Annotated in this window: 13 protein-coding genes; 6 read left to right on the top strand and 7 right to left on the bottom strand. The window is 72.5% G+C overall.

Features of this window, described 5'->3' with window-relative positions:
* Nucleotides 1–88: 88 nt before the first annotated feature.
* Nucleotides 89–1381, bottom strand: a complete 1293-nt coding sequence (locus AB0O82_RS29400; RefSeq protein WP_363586950.1) for an extracellular solute-binding protein — start codon at nt 1379–1381, stop codon at nt 89–91.
* A 337-nt stretch (nt 1382–1718) separates the two neighbouring features.
* Here AB0O82_RS29400 and AB0O82_RS29405 point away from each other — a divergent pair, with 337 nt between their 5' ends.
* The 4 genes from AB0O82_RS29405 (at nt 1719) to AB0O82_RS29420 (ending at nt 5682) form a co-directional block, all read left to right on the top strand.
* A complete protein-coding gene (locus AB0O82_RS29405) occupies nt 1719–2510 on the top strand; it encodes a GntR family transcriptional regulator (protein ID WP_244293370.1) in 792 nt (263 codons plus the stop codon).
* 351 nt (nt 2511–2861) lie between these two features.
* Nucleotides 2862–3128: a DUF3311 domain-containing protein gene (locus AB0O82_RS29410; protein WP_363586951.1), complete on the top strand. Its 267-nt coding sequence runs from the start codon at nt 2862–2864 to the stop codon at nt 3126–3128.
* Entirely contained in the window at nt 3125–4738 is a 1614-nt protein-coding gene (gene mctP / locus AB0O82_RS29415) for a monocarboxylate uptake permease MctP (RefSeq protein WP_363586952.1), read from the top strand. The genes AB0O82_RS29410 and mctP overlap by 4 nt, the downstream gene beginning before the upstream one ends.
* A gap of 155 nt (nt 4739–4893) precedes the next feature.
* Nucleotides 4894–5682: a histidine phosphatase family protein gene (locus AB0O82_RS29420; protein ID WP_363586953.1), complete on the top strand. Its 789-nt coding sequence runs from the start codon at nt 4894–4896 to the stop codon at nt 5680–5682.
* A 61-nt stretch (nt 5683–5743) separates the two neighbouring features.
* Here AB0O82_RS29420 and AB0O82_RS29425 read toward each other — a convergent pair whose 3' ends face one another.
* Nucleotides 5744–6703, bottom strand: coding sequence for a helix-turn-helix domain-containing protein (locus AB0O82_RS29425; protein ID WP_363586954.1), 960 nt, complete (start codon nt 6701–6703; stop codon nt 5744–5746).
* A gap of 397 nt (nt 6704–7100) precedes the next feature.
* Here AB0O82_RS29425 and AB0O82_RS29430 point away from each other — a divergent pair, with 397 nt between their 5' ends.
* Both AB0O82_RS29430 and AB0O82_RS29435 read left to right on the top strand, forming a co-directional pair.
* Nucleotides 7101–7595 (top strand): GNAT family N-acetyltransferase, encoded by a 495-nt coding sequence (locus tag AB0O82_RS29430; protein WP_363586955.1) that lies wholly within the window; start codon nt 7101–7103, stop codon nt 7593–7595.
* Nucleotides 7596–7730: 135 nt separating this feature from the next.
* Nucleotides 7731–9896, top strand: a complete 2166-nt coding sequence (locus AB0O82_RS29435; RefSeq protein ID WP_363586956.1) for an acyltransferase family protein — start codon at nt 7731–7733, stop codon at nt 9894–9896.
* 7 nt (nt 9897–9903) lie between these two features.
* Here the strand turns inward: AB0O82_RS29435 and AB0O82_RS29440 are convergent, their stop codons facing one another.
* The 5 genes from AB0O82_RS29440 to AB0O82_RS29460 all read right to left on the bottom strand — a co-directional run bounded on the left by AB0O82_RS29440 (nt 9904) and on the right by AB0O82_RS29460 (nt 16375).
* Nucleotides 9904–11100, bottom strand: coding sequence for a hypothetical protein (locus tag AB0O82_RS29440; protein WP_363586957.1), 1197 nt, complete (start codon nt 11098–11100; stop codon nt 9904–9906).
* A 15-nt stretch (nt 11101–11115) separates the two neighbouring features.
* Nucleotides 11116–12567 carry a glycosyltransferase family 2 protein gene (locus AB0O82_RS29445; protein ID WP_363586958.1) on the bottom strand — a complete coding sequence of 484 codons (1452 nt, stop codon included), beginning with the start codon at nt 12565–12567 and terminating at the stop codon, nt 11116–11118.
* Nucleotides 12568–12650: 83 nt separating this feature from the next.
* The gene (locus AB0O82_RS29450; RefSeq protein WP_363586959.1) at nt 12651–13559 is read right to left on the bottom strand and encodes a hypothetical protein; all 909 of its coding nucleotides are present in this window, start codon (nt 13557–13559) and stop codon (nt 12651–12653) included.
* A gap of 183 nt (nt 13560–13742) precedes the next feature.
* Nucleotides 13743–15197 (bottom strand): glycosyl hydrolase, encoded by a 1455-nt coding sequence (locus tag AB0O82_RS29455; protein WP_363586960.1) that lies wholly within the window; start codon nt 15195–15197, stop codon nt 13743–13745.
* 140 nt (nt 15198–15337) lie between these two features.
* Nucleotides 15338–16375 (bottom strand): hypothetical protein, encoded by a 1038-nt coding sequence (locus AB0O82_RS29460; protein WP_363586961.1) that lies wholly within the window; start codon nt 16373–16375, stop codon nt 15338–15340.
* Between the last annotated feature and the right edge of the window lie 156 nt (nt 16376–16531).

Consider the following 16531-nt stretch of genomic DNA (forward strand, 5'->3'; position numbering starts at 1 on the left):
GCCTCCACCCCCCCCCGCGGCCCCCCCCCCCCGCCCCCCCCCCCCCCCCCCCGGGGGGGGGCCCCCCCCCCCCCCCGCCGCTCGGTGCCTACTGCTTCTGGTTGAGCCGCTTCGCGATCTCGTCGTCGTACTTCTTCGCGGTGGCCGCGTAGTCGCCGCCCTGGAGGGCGGCGGTCAGGAACTCCTTGATCGGGTTCGGCTTGTCCTCGACGCTCGCCCAGTTCGGGGTGATCGGGGTGACCGCGCCGACCGCCGAGGCGGACTGGGCGGCCTTCGCGAAGTCGCCGGTGAGCTGGCTGTTCAGCGCGGCCTTGTTCGGGATGTTGCCGGCGGCGGCGACCGCACCCTCGTTCTTGTCGTTGAGGGCGATCTTCAGGAAGTCCTTGGCCATGTCGGTGTTCTTGCTCTGCGCACCGATCGCCAGGTTCGAGCCGCCGAGGAAGACGCCGGAGGGCTTGTCAGCGGTCTTGCCCGGGAGCGGGAAGAAGCCGATCTTGTCCTTCGGCATGTCCTTCTCCGCCGGGAGCTCCCAGCCGAGGGCGATCATGGTGCCGACGTTGCCCTTGCCGAAGACGTCCTTCTGCTGCGGGGTGGCCTCGTCCTTGTCCTTCGGACCGGTGGCCGAGTAGCCCTGCAGCTTCTTGTAGGTCTCGAAGGCCTTCTGCGCCTCGGGCGAGGACAGGCCGCCGACCCACTTGTCGCCGTCCTTCTTGGCGATCTTGCCGCCCTCACCGGCGAGCAGGCCGAAGTAGGTGTACCACTCCTGACCCGGCAGGTAGATCGGGTCGACGACGCCCTCGGTGGCCTTCAGCTTGTCCAGGTCGGCGTAGAACTCGTCCAGGGTCTTCGGCGCGTCGGTCAGCTGGGCCTTGGCCCAGAGGTCCTTGTTGTAGGCGACGACGCGGTTGGAGACCCACCACGGGGCGGCGAACTGCTTGCCGTCCAGCTGGGCGGCCTCGTTCTGGTTGGCGTTCCAACCGTCGCCGCCCAGGGCGGACTTGTCCTTGGTGATGTCGAGCAGGCCGCCCGAGGCGGCGTAGCCGGAGGTCTGGGTGTTGCCGAGCTCGACGACGTCGACCGAGCCCTCGGACAGCGCGGCGGTCACCTTCTGGCCGATGCCGTCCCACTCCTGGATCTGGAAGTCGACCTTGGAGCCCGGGTAGGTGGTCTCGAACTCGCTCTTGACCGCGTCGGTCCAGCCCTTCGGGGCGGAGCCGGTCATCAGCCACACCTTCAGCGTCTTGCCGCTGTAGTTCTTGGCGCCCGCCGCGGACGACGAGTTCGAACCGGCGTTGTCCTTGCTCTTGCCGTCCGAGCCACAGGCCGCCAGGCCGACGACCATTGCTGCGACGCCGACCGCCGCGATGAGCTGACGCTTCACGCCATCCTCCTGAGGGATGCCTGGGTTACCCCCGTCGGGCGGCAGCGGCAGACCCACGTAAAGCGGGGGGAAAGGTGCCGCGGACCCCTTCGAGCGGGTGGGGGGATTCATAGTGACCGGCCTAGTGGTGTAGACCAGATGCCTGGAGCTTGGCCTAGACCAATGGGCCTGTCAACGGCTGTTCGACCGATCCGGACCACCCGTTATCAAGCCGACACCGCACATCGTTCATCGCGTGATGAGGTATTCGTTCCGTAGCCATACATGCAACGATGTCACCCGTTAACTATGTGGCGGGGCCCGTAAAGGCCCCGCGAGAAGCGGGAGAACAGGTCCGATGAGCAGCGACGGGGGAACCACCGCCCAGGTCAACGACCCCGAGGTGAAAAACCTCCCGACGCAGGCCGGCGCCGACCCGACCGCGCGCGTCCCCAAGTACTACGGTCTCAAGCGCCACCTGCTCCAGCTCACCGAGACCCAGCCCGCCGGCACCCCCGTCCCGCCCGAGCGCGCGCTGGCCGCCCAGTTCGACACCTCCCGCACCACCGTGCGCCAGGCGCTGCAGGAACTGGTCGTCGAGGGCCGGCTGGAGCGCATCCAGGGCAAGGGCACCTTCGTCGCCAAGCCCAAGGTCGCCCAGGCCCTCCAGCTCACCTCCTACACCGAGGACATGCGGGCCCAGGGCCTGGAGCCCGCCTCGCGGCTGATCGAGATCGGCTACATCACCGCCGACGACCGGCTCGCCCCGCTGCTCGACATCAAGCCCGGCGGCCGGGTGCTGCGGATCGAGCGCCTGCGCCTGGCCAACGGCGACCCGATGGCCATCGAGGTCGCCCACCTGTCCGCCAAGCGCTTCCCCGCGCTGCGGCGCAACCTCGCCAAGCACAACTCGCTGTACGCGGCGCTGCGCGAGGTGTACGGGGTCACCGTGGCCGAGGCCGAGGAGACCATCGAGACCACCCTCGCCAACCCGCGCGAGGCCGGCCTGCTCGGCTCCGACCTCGGACTGCCGATGCTCCAGCTCTCCCGGCACTCCTTCGACGCCGACGGCGACCCGGTGGAGTGGGTCCGCTCGATCTACCGCGGCGACCGCTACAAGTTCATCACCCGGCTCAAGCGCCCGGAGTAGTCCGGGCGAAGCAGTCCGGGGCGAAGCAGTCCGGGCGGGGCACTCCCCCCGCCACCACGGGCACCGGCGCGCGCGACCCGCGCGCGCCGGTGCCCGTTCGCGTCACGGAAGGGGCAGTACCGGTCGAATACGACCGGATGCCGTCCGGATGGCGGGAAGTTGCGCCGACCCCGGTGACATGGATCACCCCATGCCCTAGATTGCGCAGCCGTACTGACTGTCGATCACCGATGGTGCTGCTCGGCGGGTTCGCGGGGGCGTGCGGTGCCCCGCGGGCTGCGGCGCCGACGGGGAGAACCCTCCGGAGCGGAGCCGAAGATGCCGTCTGATCCCGATACCGTCGAACCTGTCATGCCCGAGCCACCCGGGGAGCGGGTGCCCGCAGTGACCCCCGAACGGGTGCTGGCCGGGCTCGCCCTGCTCGTGCCGATCGTCGCGACGCTGTGGGTGTCCTCGTACGACAAGACCGACCCGGGCGTCGGCGGGGTGCCGTTCTTCTACTGGTACCAGCTGCTCTGGGTGCCGGTGTCGGCGGTGTTCACCGTGGCCGCGTACCTGCTGATCAACCGGGACGAGAAGGCCCGCAAGGCGGCGCGGAAGGCGGGTGGCGCGCGATGAGCCACGTCAACGTGCCGGCCCTCACGGTCTTCGTGCTGTTCTTCGTCCTGGTCACCGTGATGGGCTTCCTCGCCGCCCGCTGGCGGCGCGCGGACGACGCGGCGCACCTGGACGAGTGGGGCCTGGGCGGCCGCAGCTTCGGGACCTGGGTCACCTGGTTCCTGCTCGGCGGCGACCTCTACACCGCGTACACCTTCGTCGCCGTCCCGGCGGCGGTCTACGCGACCGGTGCGGCGGGCTTCTTCGCGGTGCCGTACACGATCGTCGCCTATCCGCTGGTCTTCCTCTTCCTGCCCCGGCTCTGGTCGGTCTCCCGGGTGCACGGGTACGTCACCCCGGCCGACTTCGTCCGCGGCCGGTACGGCTCGCGGCCGCTCTCCCTGGTCGTCGCGCTGACCGGGATCCTGGCCACCATGCCGTACATCGCGCTCCAACTCGTCGGCATCCAGGCGGTCCTGGACGTGCTGGGCGTCGGCGGCGGCGAGAACGCCAACTGGTTCGTCAAGGACCTGCCGCTGTTCCTCGCCTTCGGCGTGCTGGCCGCGTACACCTACTCCTCCGGGCTGCGCGCCCCGGCGCTGATCGCCTTCGTCAAGGACGCCCTGATCTACATCGTGATCATCGTCGCGGTGATCTACATCCCGATCCGGCTCGGCGGCTACGGGCACATCTTCGACGCGGCCGCGCACAAGTTCAGCGCCCCCAAGTCCGCCGGCTCGCTGACCCTCCCGGGCGACAAGCAGTGGACGTACGCGACGCTGGCGCTGGGCTCGGCGATGGCGCTGTTCATGTACCCGCACTCGGTGACCGGTGTGCTGGCCTCCAAGTCCCGCGGCACGGTGCGCCGCAACATGGCGATCATGCCCGCGTACTCGCTGATGCTGGGCCTGCTGGCGCTGCTCGGCTTCATGGCCATCGCGGCGGGCGTCGGCAAGGGCGACAAGAAGTTCAACGCCCAGTTGTCCGTGCCGCAGCTGTTCGCCGACATGTTCCCGGACTGGTTCACCGGCGTGGCCTTCGCGGCGATCGGGATCGGCGCGCTGGTGCCGGCCGCCATCATGTCGATCGCGGCGGCCAACCTGTTCACCCGCAACGTCTACAAGGAGTGGCTGAAGCCCGCCGCCACCCCGGCGGACGAGACCCGGATCGCCAAGCTGGTCTCGCTGCTGGTGAAGGTCGGCGCGCTGGTCTTCGTGCTCGGCATGGACAAGCAGGCCGCGATCAACCTCCAGCTGCTCGGCGGCCTGTGGATCCTCCAGACCTTCGTGGCGATCGTCGGCGGCCTGTTCACCCGCTGGTTCCACCACTGGGCGCTGTTCGCCGGCTGGGCGGCCGGCATGGCCTACGGCACCTGGAAGGCCTACGGCATCGCGAGCCCCGCCACCAAGCACTTCGGCGGCAACGCGGCCGCGATCCCCGGCATCGGCGAGATCGGCTACATCGGCCTGACCGCCTTCGCGCTCAACCTGATCGTCGCGGTGGCGCTCACCCTGGTGCTGCGCGCCGTCAAGGCACCCGAGGGCCCGGACGAGACCAGGCCCGCCGACTACAGCGCCGAGGCCGGCGACGAGGAGCCGGAGAACGCGCCGGAGCCCGTAGCGGCGCACTGATTCGCGCCGCACGCGCCCTGTGATCGCGCCGCCCTCTCCGTGAACACTGGAGAAGGCGGCGCGATCATATGTATGAACAGCCGCCTTCGCAGGGCACCACCAGACCGGACCGGCGACCGGCCGGCAACTGATCGACCCACGGGGAGCACGCGGCCATGGCAGAACTCGGCACCACCCTCAACGGCCAGCACCAGTCCACCCAGAGCCCGCACCACCTCACCACCCACCGCCCGGCGTCGGCCACCCGGCTGCCGTCCCTGCTGATCGCCACCCGGCACGGCGAGTCCACCGCCAACGTCGAGTTCCAGCTGGCCGAGGCCGCCGGCGCGCTCAGCGTCCCGATCAGCTGCCGGGACGCCGACATCCCGCTGTCGCTGCACGGCCAGCAGCAGGCCCAGGCGCTCGGCCGCTGGTGGGCCGCCCTGCCCAGCACCGACCGCCCGCGCAGCGTCTGGTGCTCGCCGTACGTGCGCACCACCGAGACCGCCCGGATCGCGCTCGCCCAGGCCGCCGGGCTCGGCGCCGTCCCGGTCACCCTCGCCGTGCGCCACGACGAGCGGCTGCGCGACCGCGAGCTGGGCGTCCTGGAGATGCTGACGCGGGCCGCGATCGAGGCCAAGCACCCGGAGGAGTCCGCCCGGCGGCGCAAGATGGGCGAGCTGTACTACCGGCCGCCCGGCGGCGAGTCCTGGGCCGACGTCGCGCTGCGGGTGCGCAGCCTGCTGCGGGACGTCTGCGAGGAGGAGGCCGGGCGGCCCGTCCTGCTGGTCGCGCACGACTGCACGGTGCTGATGCTGCGCTACGTGCTGGAGCGGCTCACCGAGGAACGGCTCACCGCGCTCGCGCCGGTGCGCAACTGTTCCACCAGCCTGTGGCGCGTCCAGGACGGGCGGCTGCACCCGGAGCGCTGGAACACCGTCGACCACCTCGCCCTGGAGAATTGACGAGCCGTCACGCGCCCTCGTCCGGTCGCGCCTCGTCGCCCGGTCACTCCCCGTCGTCCGGTCATGCCTCGTCGTCCGGGCAGGCGAAGCAGCGCCGGTAGGCCAGCGGCGTGGTCCCCAGCCGGCGCCCGAAGTGGTGCCGCAGCGCGGCCGCGTTGCCGAAGCCGCAGCGGGCGGCGATCGCGTCCACCGGTTCGGCGGTGGACTCCAGCAGCCGCTGGGCGAGCAGCACCCGCTGCCCGGTCAGCCAGCGGTGCGGCGTGGTGCCGGTCTCCTGCTGGAAGCGGCGGGCGAAGGTGCGCGGGGACATGTGGACCCTGGCGGCCAACTGCTCGACGGTGCAGTCCCGGTCCAGGTGGTGGCGCATCCAGTCGAGCAGCGGCGCCAGCGAGTCGCCGTCGCCGCCGGGCAGCGGGCGGCTCACGAACTGGGCCTGCCCGCCCTCCCGGTGCGGCGCCACCACCATCCGGCGGGCGATCCCCCGGGCCACCTCGGCGCCCTGCACCTTGCGCACCAGGTGCAGGCAGGCGTCGATGCCGGCGGCCGTCCCGGCCGAGGTGATCACCGGGTCGTCGTCCACGTACAGCACGTCCGGCTCGACGGCGGTCCGCGGGAAGCGCCGGGCCAGGTCCTCGCTGTGCCGCCAGTGGGTGGTGGAGCGGCGGTCGTCCAGCAGCCCGGCGGCGCCGAGCACGAAGGCGCCGCTACAGATGGACAGCACCCTGCCGCCGTCCGCCACCACCGAGCGCAGCGCCGCCAGCAGCGGCTCCGGGTACTCCGGGCGGATCGCCGTCGCGGTGACCACCACCAGGTCGGCCCCGGCCAGCCGCTCGGGGCCGTGCGGGACGTCCACCGCGAACCCGGCGTGCGTCGTGTGCGGCCCGGGGCGGGCGCCGGCGATCGCGAAGTCGTACCCGGGCAGGCCGTCGGCCGTGCGGTCGAGGCCGAAGACCTCGCAGGCGACACCGAGCTCGAAGGGGTGGATCTCCTCCAGCACCACCGCGACCACGTTCTTCAGCATGCCGCCCAGGATGCCCCGGCCGGCACCGGCGACGGAAGGGCCGGATGGCAGTTTTTCGATGAGATCAGTCATTCCTGCCACTCGTGGCCGCCGCCCCGCCCGACCAGAGTGGAGCCATGGACAGCGGCACTCTCGCAAGCGCAATCGCCCTGGTCGGGGCCGTCGGCGGTTTCGGCCTGCTCGGCACCCTGATCGGCCGGGAGGTCGCCCGCGGCGCCGCCACCGGCCGCGACAACTGGCACCGCCCGGGCGGCTACCCGGCCGGCCCGGAACGCCTGGACCGGCTGTACGGCACCATGCCCGCCGCCTCGCTGCGCCCCTCCGCCGACCCGGCCACCCTCCCGGTCCGGGCCACCCCGGAGATCACCACCCCGGACGGTTCCGGCACACTGACGGGATGGACATCCTCATCCGCCAGGCCCTTCCGGAGGACCTCGACGACGCCGGCCGCATCACCGTCGAGGCCTTCGTCGGCGACGGCCACACCTCGCCCGAGAGCAGCTACGTCGAGCTACTGCGCGACGCCGCCCGCCGGGCCCGGGAGGCCGAGCTCCTGGTCGCGGTCGACCAGGCCGAAGGACGGGTCCTCGGCTGCGTGACCTACGCCGTCGGCGGCACCGAGTGGGCCGACATCGCCGGCCCGCGCGAGGGCGAGATCCGGATGCTCGCCACCGCCGCGGCCGCCCGCGGCCGGGGCGTCGGCGAGGCCCTGGTCCGCGCCACCATCGCCCGCAGCCGCGAACTCGCCCTGGACGGCATGGCGTTCTCCACCCGCCCGCAGATGACCGCCGCCCACCGCGTCTACGAGCGGACCGGCTTCCGCCGCACCCCCGAGCGCGACTGGTCCCCGTACCCGGGCATGGACCTGATGGTCTACAGCCTGGCGTTCTGAGCCCGGCCGGGGCGTCGTCGGCCCTCCTCCTCCCCGGTGACCGACAGACGATCAACGGACGTCTTTTGATATAAACCACAGATCACGTCTGATGCCACGTCGCGGCAGCCGACCGATCCCGGGGGGACGCACCACATGGACGACGGGCCCGGCCTCGGCACGCCCGCGAGCGGCCCCACGCTCCAGGACATGCGCACGTCCCGGGGCATCGAGCCCCCGGCCACCAGCCGCTACGCGATCCCCGCACCGGCGCCCCGGCCGCGCGGGCCGCTGCCGCCCTCCGTCCGCTTCCCGGCGGTCGACGGGCTGCGCGGCCTCGCCATCGCCTCCGTCCTGCTCTACCACACCAACTGGTTCCAGAACGGCCTGTTCGGCGTGGACGTCTTCTTCGTCCTCTCCGGCTTCCTGGTGACCCTGGTGCTGATCCGCGAACTGGACCGCACCGACGGCATCCGGCTCGGCGTCTTCTACCGCCGCCGGGCCAAGCGGCTGCTGCCCGGACTGCTCGCCACCGTCCTCCTCGTCGTCGCGCTGTCCGCACTGGTCAGCCCGCTACGGGACGTCAGGGACCTCCGCCCGCAGGCGCTCGCCGCGCTCGGCCAGGTCGCCAACTGGGCCCAACTGGCCCGCGGCGACGCCTACTGGCAGCACTTCGCCTCCATCGACCCGCTCGCGGCCATGTGGTCGCTCAGCATCACCGAGCAGTTCTACGCGCTCTGGCCGCTGCTGCTGCTCGCGGTCTTCGGTCTCTGCCGCCGCTCGCTGCGCGCGACCGGCGTCGTCACCGCCGGGCTGTTCGTCGTCGCCGCGCTCGTCGCCCCGCTGATGTGGAACGGCGACAACAGCGACCGCCTCTACCTCGGCACCGAGACCCGCGCGGTCGGCTTCGCGGCCGGCGCCACCGCCGCCTTCGCCGTCCACCTGCGGCTGCGCCGCCAGGTCCGCGCGGCGGCCCCCGGCGGCGACGGCGCCACCCGCTCCCGGCGGCGCCTGCTCGACCGCTCCGGAGCGGCCGACACCCTGGCGCCCGCCCTGCTCGGGACCGCGGCCCTCGGCGGCCTGGTCTGGGCCAGCCTGTCCGTCAGCGGCTACCACGAGCCGCTGCTCTACCAGGGCGGGCTGGCCGCGGTCGCGGCGCTGGCCGCCGTCCTGGCCGCCTCGCTCTGCCACGACCGGGGCCCGCTGGTCCGGCTGCTGTCACTGCCCCCGCTGCGGCTCACCGGCACCATCTCCTACAGCCTCTACCTGCTCCACCTGCCGGTGTACTGGCTGCTCCAGCACTACGTCGACGACATCTCGCCGCAACTGCTGCTCGCCATCGGCGCACCGCTCTCCTGGGTGCTGGCCTGGCTGATGCACACCGGCACCGAGAAGCTGCGGGTGCTGCGCTGGCGGGCCTTCCCGGCCGTCCCGCTGCTGGCCGTCGCCACGGCGGTGGCCACCACCGGCGCCTGGTACCTGCCCGCCTGGGTCCAGTACGACATGCGGTCCGGGCCGAGCGGCAAGCCCGCGGTCCTCGTCCTCGGCGACTCCTTCGCCCAGGACCTCGCCACCGGCCTCTACCGGCACGGCGACCGCTACCGGGTGGTCGACGGCGGGATCAGCGGCTGCGGCGTGTTCGACCCGGACAAGGTGCGCACCACCTCCGGCGAGGAGTTCGACACCAGCCGGGAGTGCCGCGACCGGGCCGCCGCGTGGGACCGGCGACTCACCGGCGCCGCCCCGCAGGCCGTCGTGATCCACCTCGGCTGGGACGCCGCCGAGCAGTACCTCGACGGCAGCTGGCTCAGCCCCTGCGAGGAGGACTACAGGAGCCGCTACACCACCCAGCTCACCCAGGCCGTGGACCAGGTCCGTCGCCGCGCGCCCGGCGCCCGGGTGCTGCTGATGAACGAACGGGTCGAGAACGGCGCCATCGACAAGGGCTGGGGCACCTGTTACGACCAGCAGGTCGCCGCCTACGTGAAGGCCACCGCCGGCGCCGTCCGGCTGGTCGACCTCAACACCTTCTTCTGCCCGTACGAGACCTGCGCGTGGAAGGACCGCGACGGCCACTGGGTCACCCCCGCCAACGACGGGGTGCACCTCACTCCGGCCGGCATGCGGTTCGTGACGCCGTGGCTGGAGCAGCAGATCGCGGACGGACTGACCGGACCGCCGTCGGGGCCGCCCACGGCCGCCCCGACGCCGACCTCGACACCGACGCCCACACCCACGCCGACTCCGACGGCCACGACGCCGACCACCACCAAGCCCACGGGCCGGCCGAGTTCGGCCAAGCCCGGCCGGACCGCGCCCTGACCGGAGCCTAGGACGGCGGCAGTTCGTAGGTCTGCGCGAAGCAGTCGCGGATCGCCTGCTCGGAGGCCGGGCGCCCGGCGTAGTCCATCCGCGGGGTGTCCTGGTTGGTCGGCAGGTTCGGGTCGATGCCGAAGTACAGCGACCAGAAGTACAGCCCGCGCAGCTTGCGCTCCTGCGCCACCTGGCAGACCGCGGTGAACCAGGTCGCCTGGACGGTCTCGTTCAGCTCGGTCTTCTTGTAGTACTCGCCGGGCGTCTTGTAGGCGCCCTTCTGCGCCGGGATGCCCACCTCGGTGAGCTTGGTGGTCGGCTGCGGACCGCTGCCGCGCTTGTCGAGCCAGGCGTTCCAGCTGGCCCTCAGGTCGGCGACCGGGGCGTCGTCACCGGCCGACTTGGCCGGCGGATAGGCGTCCACGCCCGTGCCGTCCGCCGGTACCGCTATCGGGCCCTTGGACCAGTTGTCGAAGTTCGCGTCGTACACCAGCTCGCCGTGGAAGGTCTTCCGCGCCTGGTCGATGAGACCGGGCCACCGCGGGTCGCCCTCCAGCGAGTTGAACTCGGTGCCGATGGTGACCTCGGCCGCGGAGTGCTCCTGGGCGGTCTTCAGGTAGGGCGTCAGGAAGGCGGCGTAGCTGGCGAACCAGGCGTCCCGGTCGGTCGGTGCGATGTTGCCGCGCCACTTGAGGGTGTTGAGGTAGTCGAAGACGTCCTCGTCCATGATCGGACGGATGGTGGTGCGCAGGCCCGCCCGGTGGGCGGCGTCCAGCAGCAGGGCCAGCCGCTCCGGGGTGGGGGTGGTCGGCCGGGCGGCGACGGCGTTCGACCTGGTGCCCGTCGTGTAGTACGGGAAGGTCACCGACAGGGAGTTGGCGTTCAGCCCGACGACGTACTTGACGATGCGGTCGACCTTGCCCTGGACGAAGTTGTCCGGGTCCGCCGGATCGTCCAGCCAGTACACCTGCACACCCCACTCGGGGCTGCCCTCGGCCCACGGGCGGGCCACCCTGGGGCCGGTGTCCTCGACCGGCGGCGCGTCCTTGCCGAAGCCCCAGACCCGTCCCTGCTCGGTCGCGGAGCCGGCCCAGTGCACGGCGGTCGGGCGCTGGTGGACGAACTTGAGCGGGTGGTCCCCCCAGACCACCGGGACGGCGACGGTGATGGCGACCACCACGGTCGGCAGGATGAAGATGGCGGGGCGCTTCACAGCGGTGACCTCCGATCAGGCCGGCTTGGCGATGACGACGAACTTGTTCTCCTCGCCCTTGAGGAACTTGACCAGCCCGCGCAGGCCGCCCCAGCCCTCCAGGAAGGAGAACAGCGGGATGGCCGCCACCACGACGATCGGCTCCCACCACTTGCGCCGGTGGTTCGCCGAGGCGACGACGTTCAGGCGCAGGCCCTCCCAGTACGTCCAGATGACGTAGGCGAAGTTGATCGACCAGACCAGCACCACGGACTGGGTGACCGGGGAGGTGTTCCAGGTGCCGGTGAACCAGGCGACCAGCAGCACCAGGCCGACGTGCTGGAGCGGGCCGAGCACCCAACTGACCATGCCCATCCCGATGAACAGCCGGTACCGCAGCGGGATCGTCCTGTTGAAGCAGAGCGCGACCAGGCCCCAGGCCCAGCGCTCGCGCTGCTTGAGGAAGTCCTTGACCCCGGCCGGCGAGGCGCCGTAGCAGCGCCCGTTGAACCAGTCGCTGCGGCCCGGGTAGCGCTGGCAGAAGTTCAGCGCCATCTGGGCGTCCTCGACGATGGTCTTCGGGCCGAAGTCCCAGCCGATGGTGGCCTCCACCGAGGAGCGCATCAGGAGCAGTTCGCCGTGCACGCCGGCGATCGGGGTGCCGGTGCCGGTCATCGCGCGGAAGCGGGCGATGTCGTCGGCCGGGCGGATCGCGTCGGCGAGCCAGGTGAAGGTGGAGACGGCGTTCTCCCGCGGGTACGTCAGGATGCCCTGCGCCATGTGCTTGGCGTCGTCCCCGGCCCGGCGCTGCCGGTTGACGAACTGCGCGACGGCGGCGGCGGTGTCCGGGCCGACGCCGGTGTCGTCGTCCATGTGCAGCACCCAGACGTCGTCCTCGGCCTCGCCCTCCTCGATCCGCAGCTCGTGCGAGTAGTGGTTGGCGCGGGCCTTGAACTTGGTGCCGTTGGCCGTCTCGTAGGCCTTCGGCACGGTCACCACCCGGATCAGCGGGTTGCGGGCGGCCAGACCGTCGATCTTCTCGGCGGCCGCGCAGCCCTCCTCGGTGAGGACGTCCACCCGCATCCACGGGAAGTAGGCCGGCAGGTGCTCGACGTACGAGAGCACCGAGCGCTCCAGCGCCGGATAGGTGTCGTGGCGGCCGATGGTCGGCACCAGCACGATCAGGAAGTCGTCCTCGACCGGCACGGCCGGCGTCATCCGGCTCACCTGGCGCAGCCGGCGGCGGACCATCAGCACGCCCTGGAAGCCGATCAGGACGCCGAACACCGGCATCCCCCACAGGATGGTGATCGTCCAGCCGAGCGGGGTGGGGTTGGGCACGTAGGCCCAGACCGAGAAGGCGAAGATGACCGTGAAGGAGAAGTAGAACGGGAGGACCCGGGGCTTCCACGACATCTGTCGCTCGGCGAGCCGGGCGGCCTCGCGGGACGTGGTGAGCACCGTCCGTGCGGGGGATGTCGATGGCATGGCGAAAGTCGCTCCTCGTCTGGTGTCGGGCCGATCCCGTGCGGGAGCCGGGTCGTTCGCGAGCGGTCCGGGGCTGCGGAGGTTCAGGCCTGCGGCGGGCGGTCCGTCGGCGGGCGGTCCGTCGGCGGGCGGTCGACCGGGGACACGGCCGGGCCGGGGGCGACCGGACCGGGCGTCACCGGCGGCGCGGCGGGCCACGGCTGCTGGGCGAGCGTCGACGGGTGCGGGGCCGGCTGGGCGGGCTGCTGCGCGTACGGCACCGGCTGTGACGGCTGCGAAGGCTGGGTCGGCTGGGCCGGCGCCGACTGCGGCCAGGCAGCGGGCTGCGACTGCGGCTGCGAGGCCGGGGGCTGCTGCGGCCACGCGGGCTGCGGCTGCTGTTGGAAGGGCGGCTGCGGTGGCCAGGCGGCCTGCGGCTGCGGCTGCGGCTGCGGCCAGGCGGGCTGGTGTTGGAACGGCGGCTGCTGGTACGGCTGCGGGCCCGGGGCCGACTCGGCCGGGATCGTCTGCAGCAGTGACCAGTGCACCTGGCCGCCCGACGCCGCGGCCTCCGGCGCCCGCTGCTCCCGCCACTTCAGCCGGGCCAGCAGCAGGATCAGCGCCGCGGTGACGGCCACGCCGAGCGCGAAGGTCGCGAGCTTGAGCCCGCCCTCGGTGGTGCTGGTGAACCACTCCCGCTGCGGCTTGTCCAGGAGCGCGCCGGTCAGGCTGCGCACCCGGTTGTACCCCTCGACCAGAGCGACGCCGGCCGCCACCCCGAGCGCCCAACTGCGCCCGCGCAGCAGCAGGATTCCCGAAAGCAGGTAGATCAGGCCGTAGTTGAGGCTGCCGGTCTCGGCGTCCACCGAGGTACCGCCGTAGTAGAAGATGCCTTTGACGTAGGTCGCGAACCCGACCTGGCCGAAGCAGTTGTACGCCGCCCAAGCCAGCAGCACCACGCCCCAGCCGACGGCGATGCCGCCGGCCGCGCGCATCGCACGCGCCTGTCCCATCCCGCACCCCCGCCCCGCCGGGCCCGTCCCGGCGTCAGCCCCTCGGCTTCGCCGCCACAGGATGCCACACGGCACAACGGACACGGTATTCCGGCCGTTCAACGGAATTCGGTGGTGTAGCGCACCTCACGGCGACCGGCTCGGCGGACGCGCGGGGGCGGCTCGACGACCCTGCGGACCGGCTCAACGAACGTGCAGGCCGCCCCAGTCGACGTTCGCGCCGAACGGGCCGGCGCCGCCGGTGAGCGCCAGCGGGCTGTGGTAGGTGGCGTTGACGTCCGCGCTGGAGTTGCGCGGCTGGTCCAGCGTCAGGTTGTCCGAGGTGAGCGACTGCCCCCAGACCGTCCAGATCGTCCAGGGCGTGCGCCGCAGCGTGTCCGGCTGGCGGGAGTTGACCGGGACGGCGAAGGACTCGGCCAGGATCCGCGGCTTGCCGTAGCCGGCGAGTCCGTCGTAGTACCGCTTGGTCCACACCTCGCCGGTGCCGATCGGGTGCGCGGGGCTGCCGCTGTAGTCGTCCACCCCGACCACGTCGACGTACTGCGAGCCCGGGTAGTAGTCCCACGGGTCCGCGCCGGGGGCTCCGTCCCAGGACACCGGCGTCCAGACGAACAGCAGGTTGTGCAGGCCCCTGGTCTCCACCAGGTAGCGGTAGGTGATCCGCCACAGCGCCTGGTAGTCGGCCGGCTTCTGGCCCGACCACCAGAACCTGCGGGAGCAGTCCTGCACGTTCATCTCGTGGTACGGGCGCAGCAGCACCGGCACGTCGTGGGCGGCCAGGTACTCCAGGTGGTCGGCCAGGTAGGACAGGTCGGTCATCAGCGCGCGGTACTCGGGGGTGTCGTGCGCGCTGTCGACGACCCGGCCGAACCAGCCCTTGTCCTTGGCGGCCGGAGAGTTCGAACAGAGCACCTGCTCGAAGGACTTGACGTCCGAACCCGGGTAGGGCTGGTGGAAGGACATGCCGACGATCCCGGCCGGCCCCCCGCCGTTGTCGGGCAGTTCGGTGGTGGTGCCGTCGCAGTTGTGCTGGACGCCGGCCGTGCCGTAGCTGCCGTCGTCGGCGCGCGGGTGACCGGACCAGACGGCGGAGAGCAGGTCGACGGCGTCGTCGGTGTACTGCCAGCCGGCCCGGCAGGTGGGCCACCGGCCGGCCGAGTAGGAGCGCGGGTCGCCGACGCCCCAGCCGGTCTGGCCGTAGCCGGGGCCGAGGTCGGTCTCGACGAAGCCGGGCAGCTTGCCGGTGAGGTCGGCGGCCTTCTTGTAGTAGTAGCCGACCTGCTTGGTGCCACGGTAGTCGCCGTACTCGGGGTTGTTGCGCTCGTTGTGCGCCTCGACGTGCTGGCCGATCACCGTCCCGCCGCTCTGCCCGGTGCGGGCCCGGTCCTCCAGGTCGGCGAGCAGCTGCTGGACGGCCCGGGCGTTCGGCGAGGCCTGCGGATCCCGGGCGAGCAGGTCCCGGCCGACCTCCGGCGGCAGGGTGCGGCCGGGGAGGCCGACCGTCACCGGGACGCGGGCGGGCCGTTCGCCGTCGGCCCGGCCGTCACGCTGCAACAGCGCCACGGCGCCCGCGGCGACCACGACCCCGGCCGCGGCCAGGACGGCGGGCCTGCCGCGCAGGGCTCTGGGCAGGGCCACGGACCGCTCCTCCGGTTGCTCGCCGGCACCGGCCCAGGCGGACACAACCGGAACACTCGTGCGAATGACTGCCCCGAGAGCCTGCCACACTCCCCCGGCACCGGCGAGCGAACCCGCCGGGGCCGGGGTGCCACGGCGGATCAGCCGGCCGCGGCGGCCCCCGGCGCACCCGGCGCGGCCGCGGACGCGGCCTTGGCGCGCTGGAGCAGCTGGCCCTTCACGTGCTCGCCGAAGCCGACGGCCGCCGCGGTGGCGGTGGCGTCGGCGGTGTCGCCGCCCTTCGCCGAGCCCTCGACCGTGAAGTAGGCGTACCGGCCCAGGGTGTTGTGCGTGTTGGTGCAGCCCGGAGTGGCGCAGAAGGCCGGCGCGCCCGGCGCGACGGCGCCCTTGAGGTGGCCGGTGTAGCTCTTCATCGAAGTCTCGGCCTGGATCTTGTGGTCGAAGACCGCGACGCCGACGGTCACCGCGCTGTCGCCGGAGACGTAGGTCGCCCGGAGCACCTTCTGGCAGCCCTGGTCACCGAGGACCTTGCCGAGCCCGCCGGTCGTCGAGTTCCCGTCCCAGCAGGGCGAGTCCAGCGAGACGAAGGTCCGGTTCCAGGTGGCACCGTTGACCGTCACCTGGAGCGCGGAGAACAGTGCCCCCGCGTCCTGCGGCGCCGGGTCGGTGGCGGCCTCCCAGATCGGCTTCGACGGGTCGTCCGGCGCTCCGCCCGGGGTGCCGGACGGGTTCCCGCCCGGGGTTGCGGCGGCACTCGGCGCGGCACTCCGGGCGGCACCCGATGCGGCGGAGGACGGCCGGTTGGAGGCCGAGGCGATCGGCCCGGCGACCGGCTTGTCGCCGCCGCCCTTCGTCAGCAGCACCGCCCCGCCCGCGATCAGGCCGCCGACCAGGACGACCGCGACCGCCACGCCGAGGGCCCGCAGTCGGCGGCGGCGCTTGCCGTCCGCCGCGTTGCGGTCCGCCAGCGCCTCCCAGTTCGGCTCGGCGCGCTGCGGCGCCTGGGGCTGCGGGTACGACTGCGGATGCGGCTGGGGGTGTGCCTGGGGATGCGGCTGGGGGTGCGCCTGGGGGTTCGGCTGCCACTGCGGCGGCAGCTGCTGCCCTGGCGGTCCCGGCTGCGGCAGCGGAGGCTGCCCCGGCGGACCGGGCTGCGCCACCGGCTGCGCGGGCGGCACCGGAGGCCCGTACGAGGCCGGCGGCGGCCCGAAGCCCCCGCTCGGCGGCAACACCGGACCGGGCACCACCGGCGGCTGCTGACCGTGCGCGTCCCCCGGCCCGGTGGGAGGCGTTCCCTGCGGACCCTGCCCGGGTGCGCCAGTTCCGTCGCTCAC

The sequence above is a fragment of the Kitasatospora sp. NPDC088264 genome, assembly GCF_040685715.1.
Lineage (GTDB): Bacteria > Actinomycetota > Actinomycetes > Streptomycetales > Streptomycetaceae > Kitasatospora.

What these genes read in the sequence shown, in the direction of transcription:
- AB0O82_RS29410 (WP_363586951.1), top strand. Translation starts at nt 2,862, where the DNA reads ATGCCCGAGCCACCCGGGGAGCGGGTGCCCGCAGTGACCCCCGAACGG.
- AB0O82_RS29445 (WP_363586958.1), bottom strand. Translation starts at nt 12,567, where the DNA reads ATGCCATCGACATCCCCCGCACGGACGGTGCTCACCACGTCCCGCGAG.
- AB0O82_RS29430 (WP_363586955.1), top strand. Translation starts at nt 7,101, where the DNA reads ATGGACATCCTCATCCGCCAGGCCCTTCCGGAGGACCTCGACGACGCC.
- AB0O82_RS29435 (WP_363586956.1), top strand. Translation starts at nt 7,731, where the DNA reads ATGGACGACGGGCCCGGCCTCGGCACGCCCGCGAGCGGCCCCACGCTC.
- AB0O82_RS29405 (WP_244293370.1), top strand. Translation starts at nt 1,719, where the DNA reads ATGAGCAGCGACGGGGGAACCACCGCCCAGGTCAACGACCCCGAGGTG.
- AB0O82_RS29420 (WP_363586953.1), top strand. Translation starts at nt 4,894, where the DNA reads ATGGCAGAACTCGGCACCACCCTCAACGGCCAGCACCAGTCCACCCAG.
- AB0O82_RS29425 (WP_363586954.1), bottom strand. Translation starts at nt 6,703, where the DNA reads ATGCTGAAGAACGTGGTCGCGGTGGTGCTGGAGGAGATCCACCCCTTC.
- mctP (WP_363586952.1), top strand. Translation starts at nt 3,125, where the DNA reads ATGAGCCACGTCAACGTGCCGGCCCTCACGGTCTTCGTGCTGTTCTTC.
- AB0O82_RS29450 (WP_363586959.1), bottom strand. Translation starts at nt 13,559, where the DNA reads ATGGGACAGGCGCGTGCGATGCGCGCGGCCGGCGGCATCGCCGTCGGC.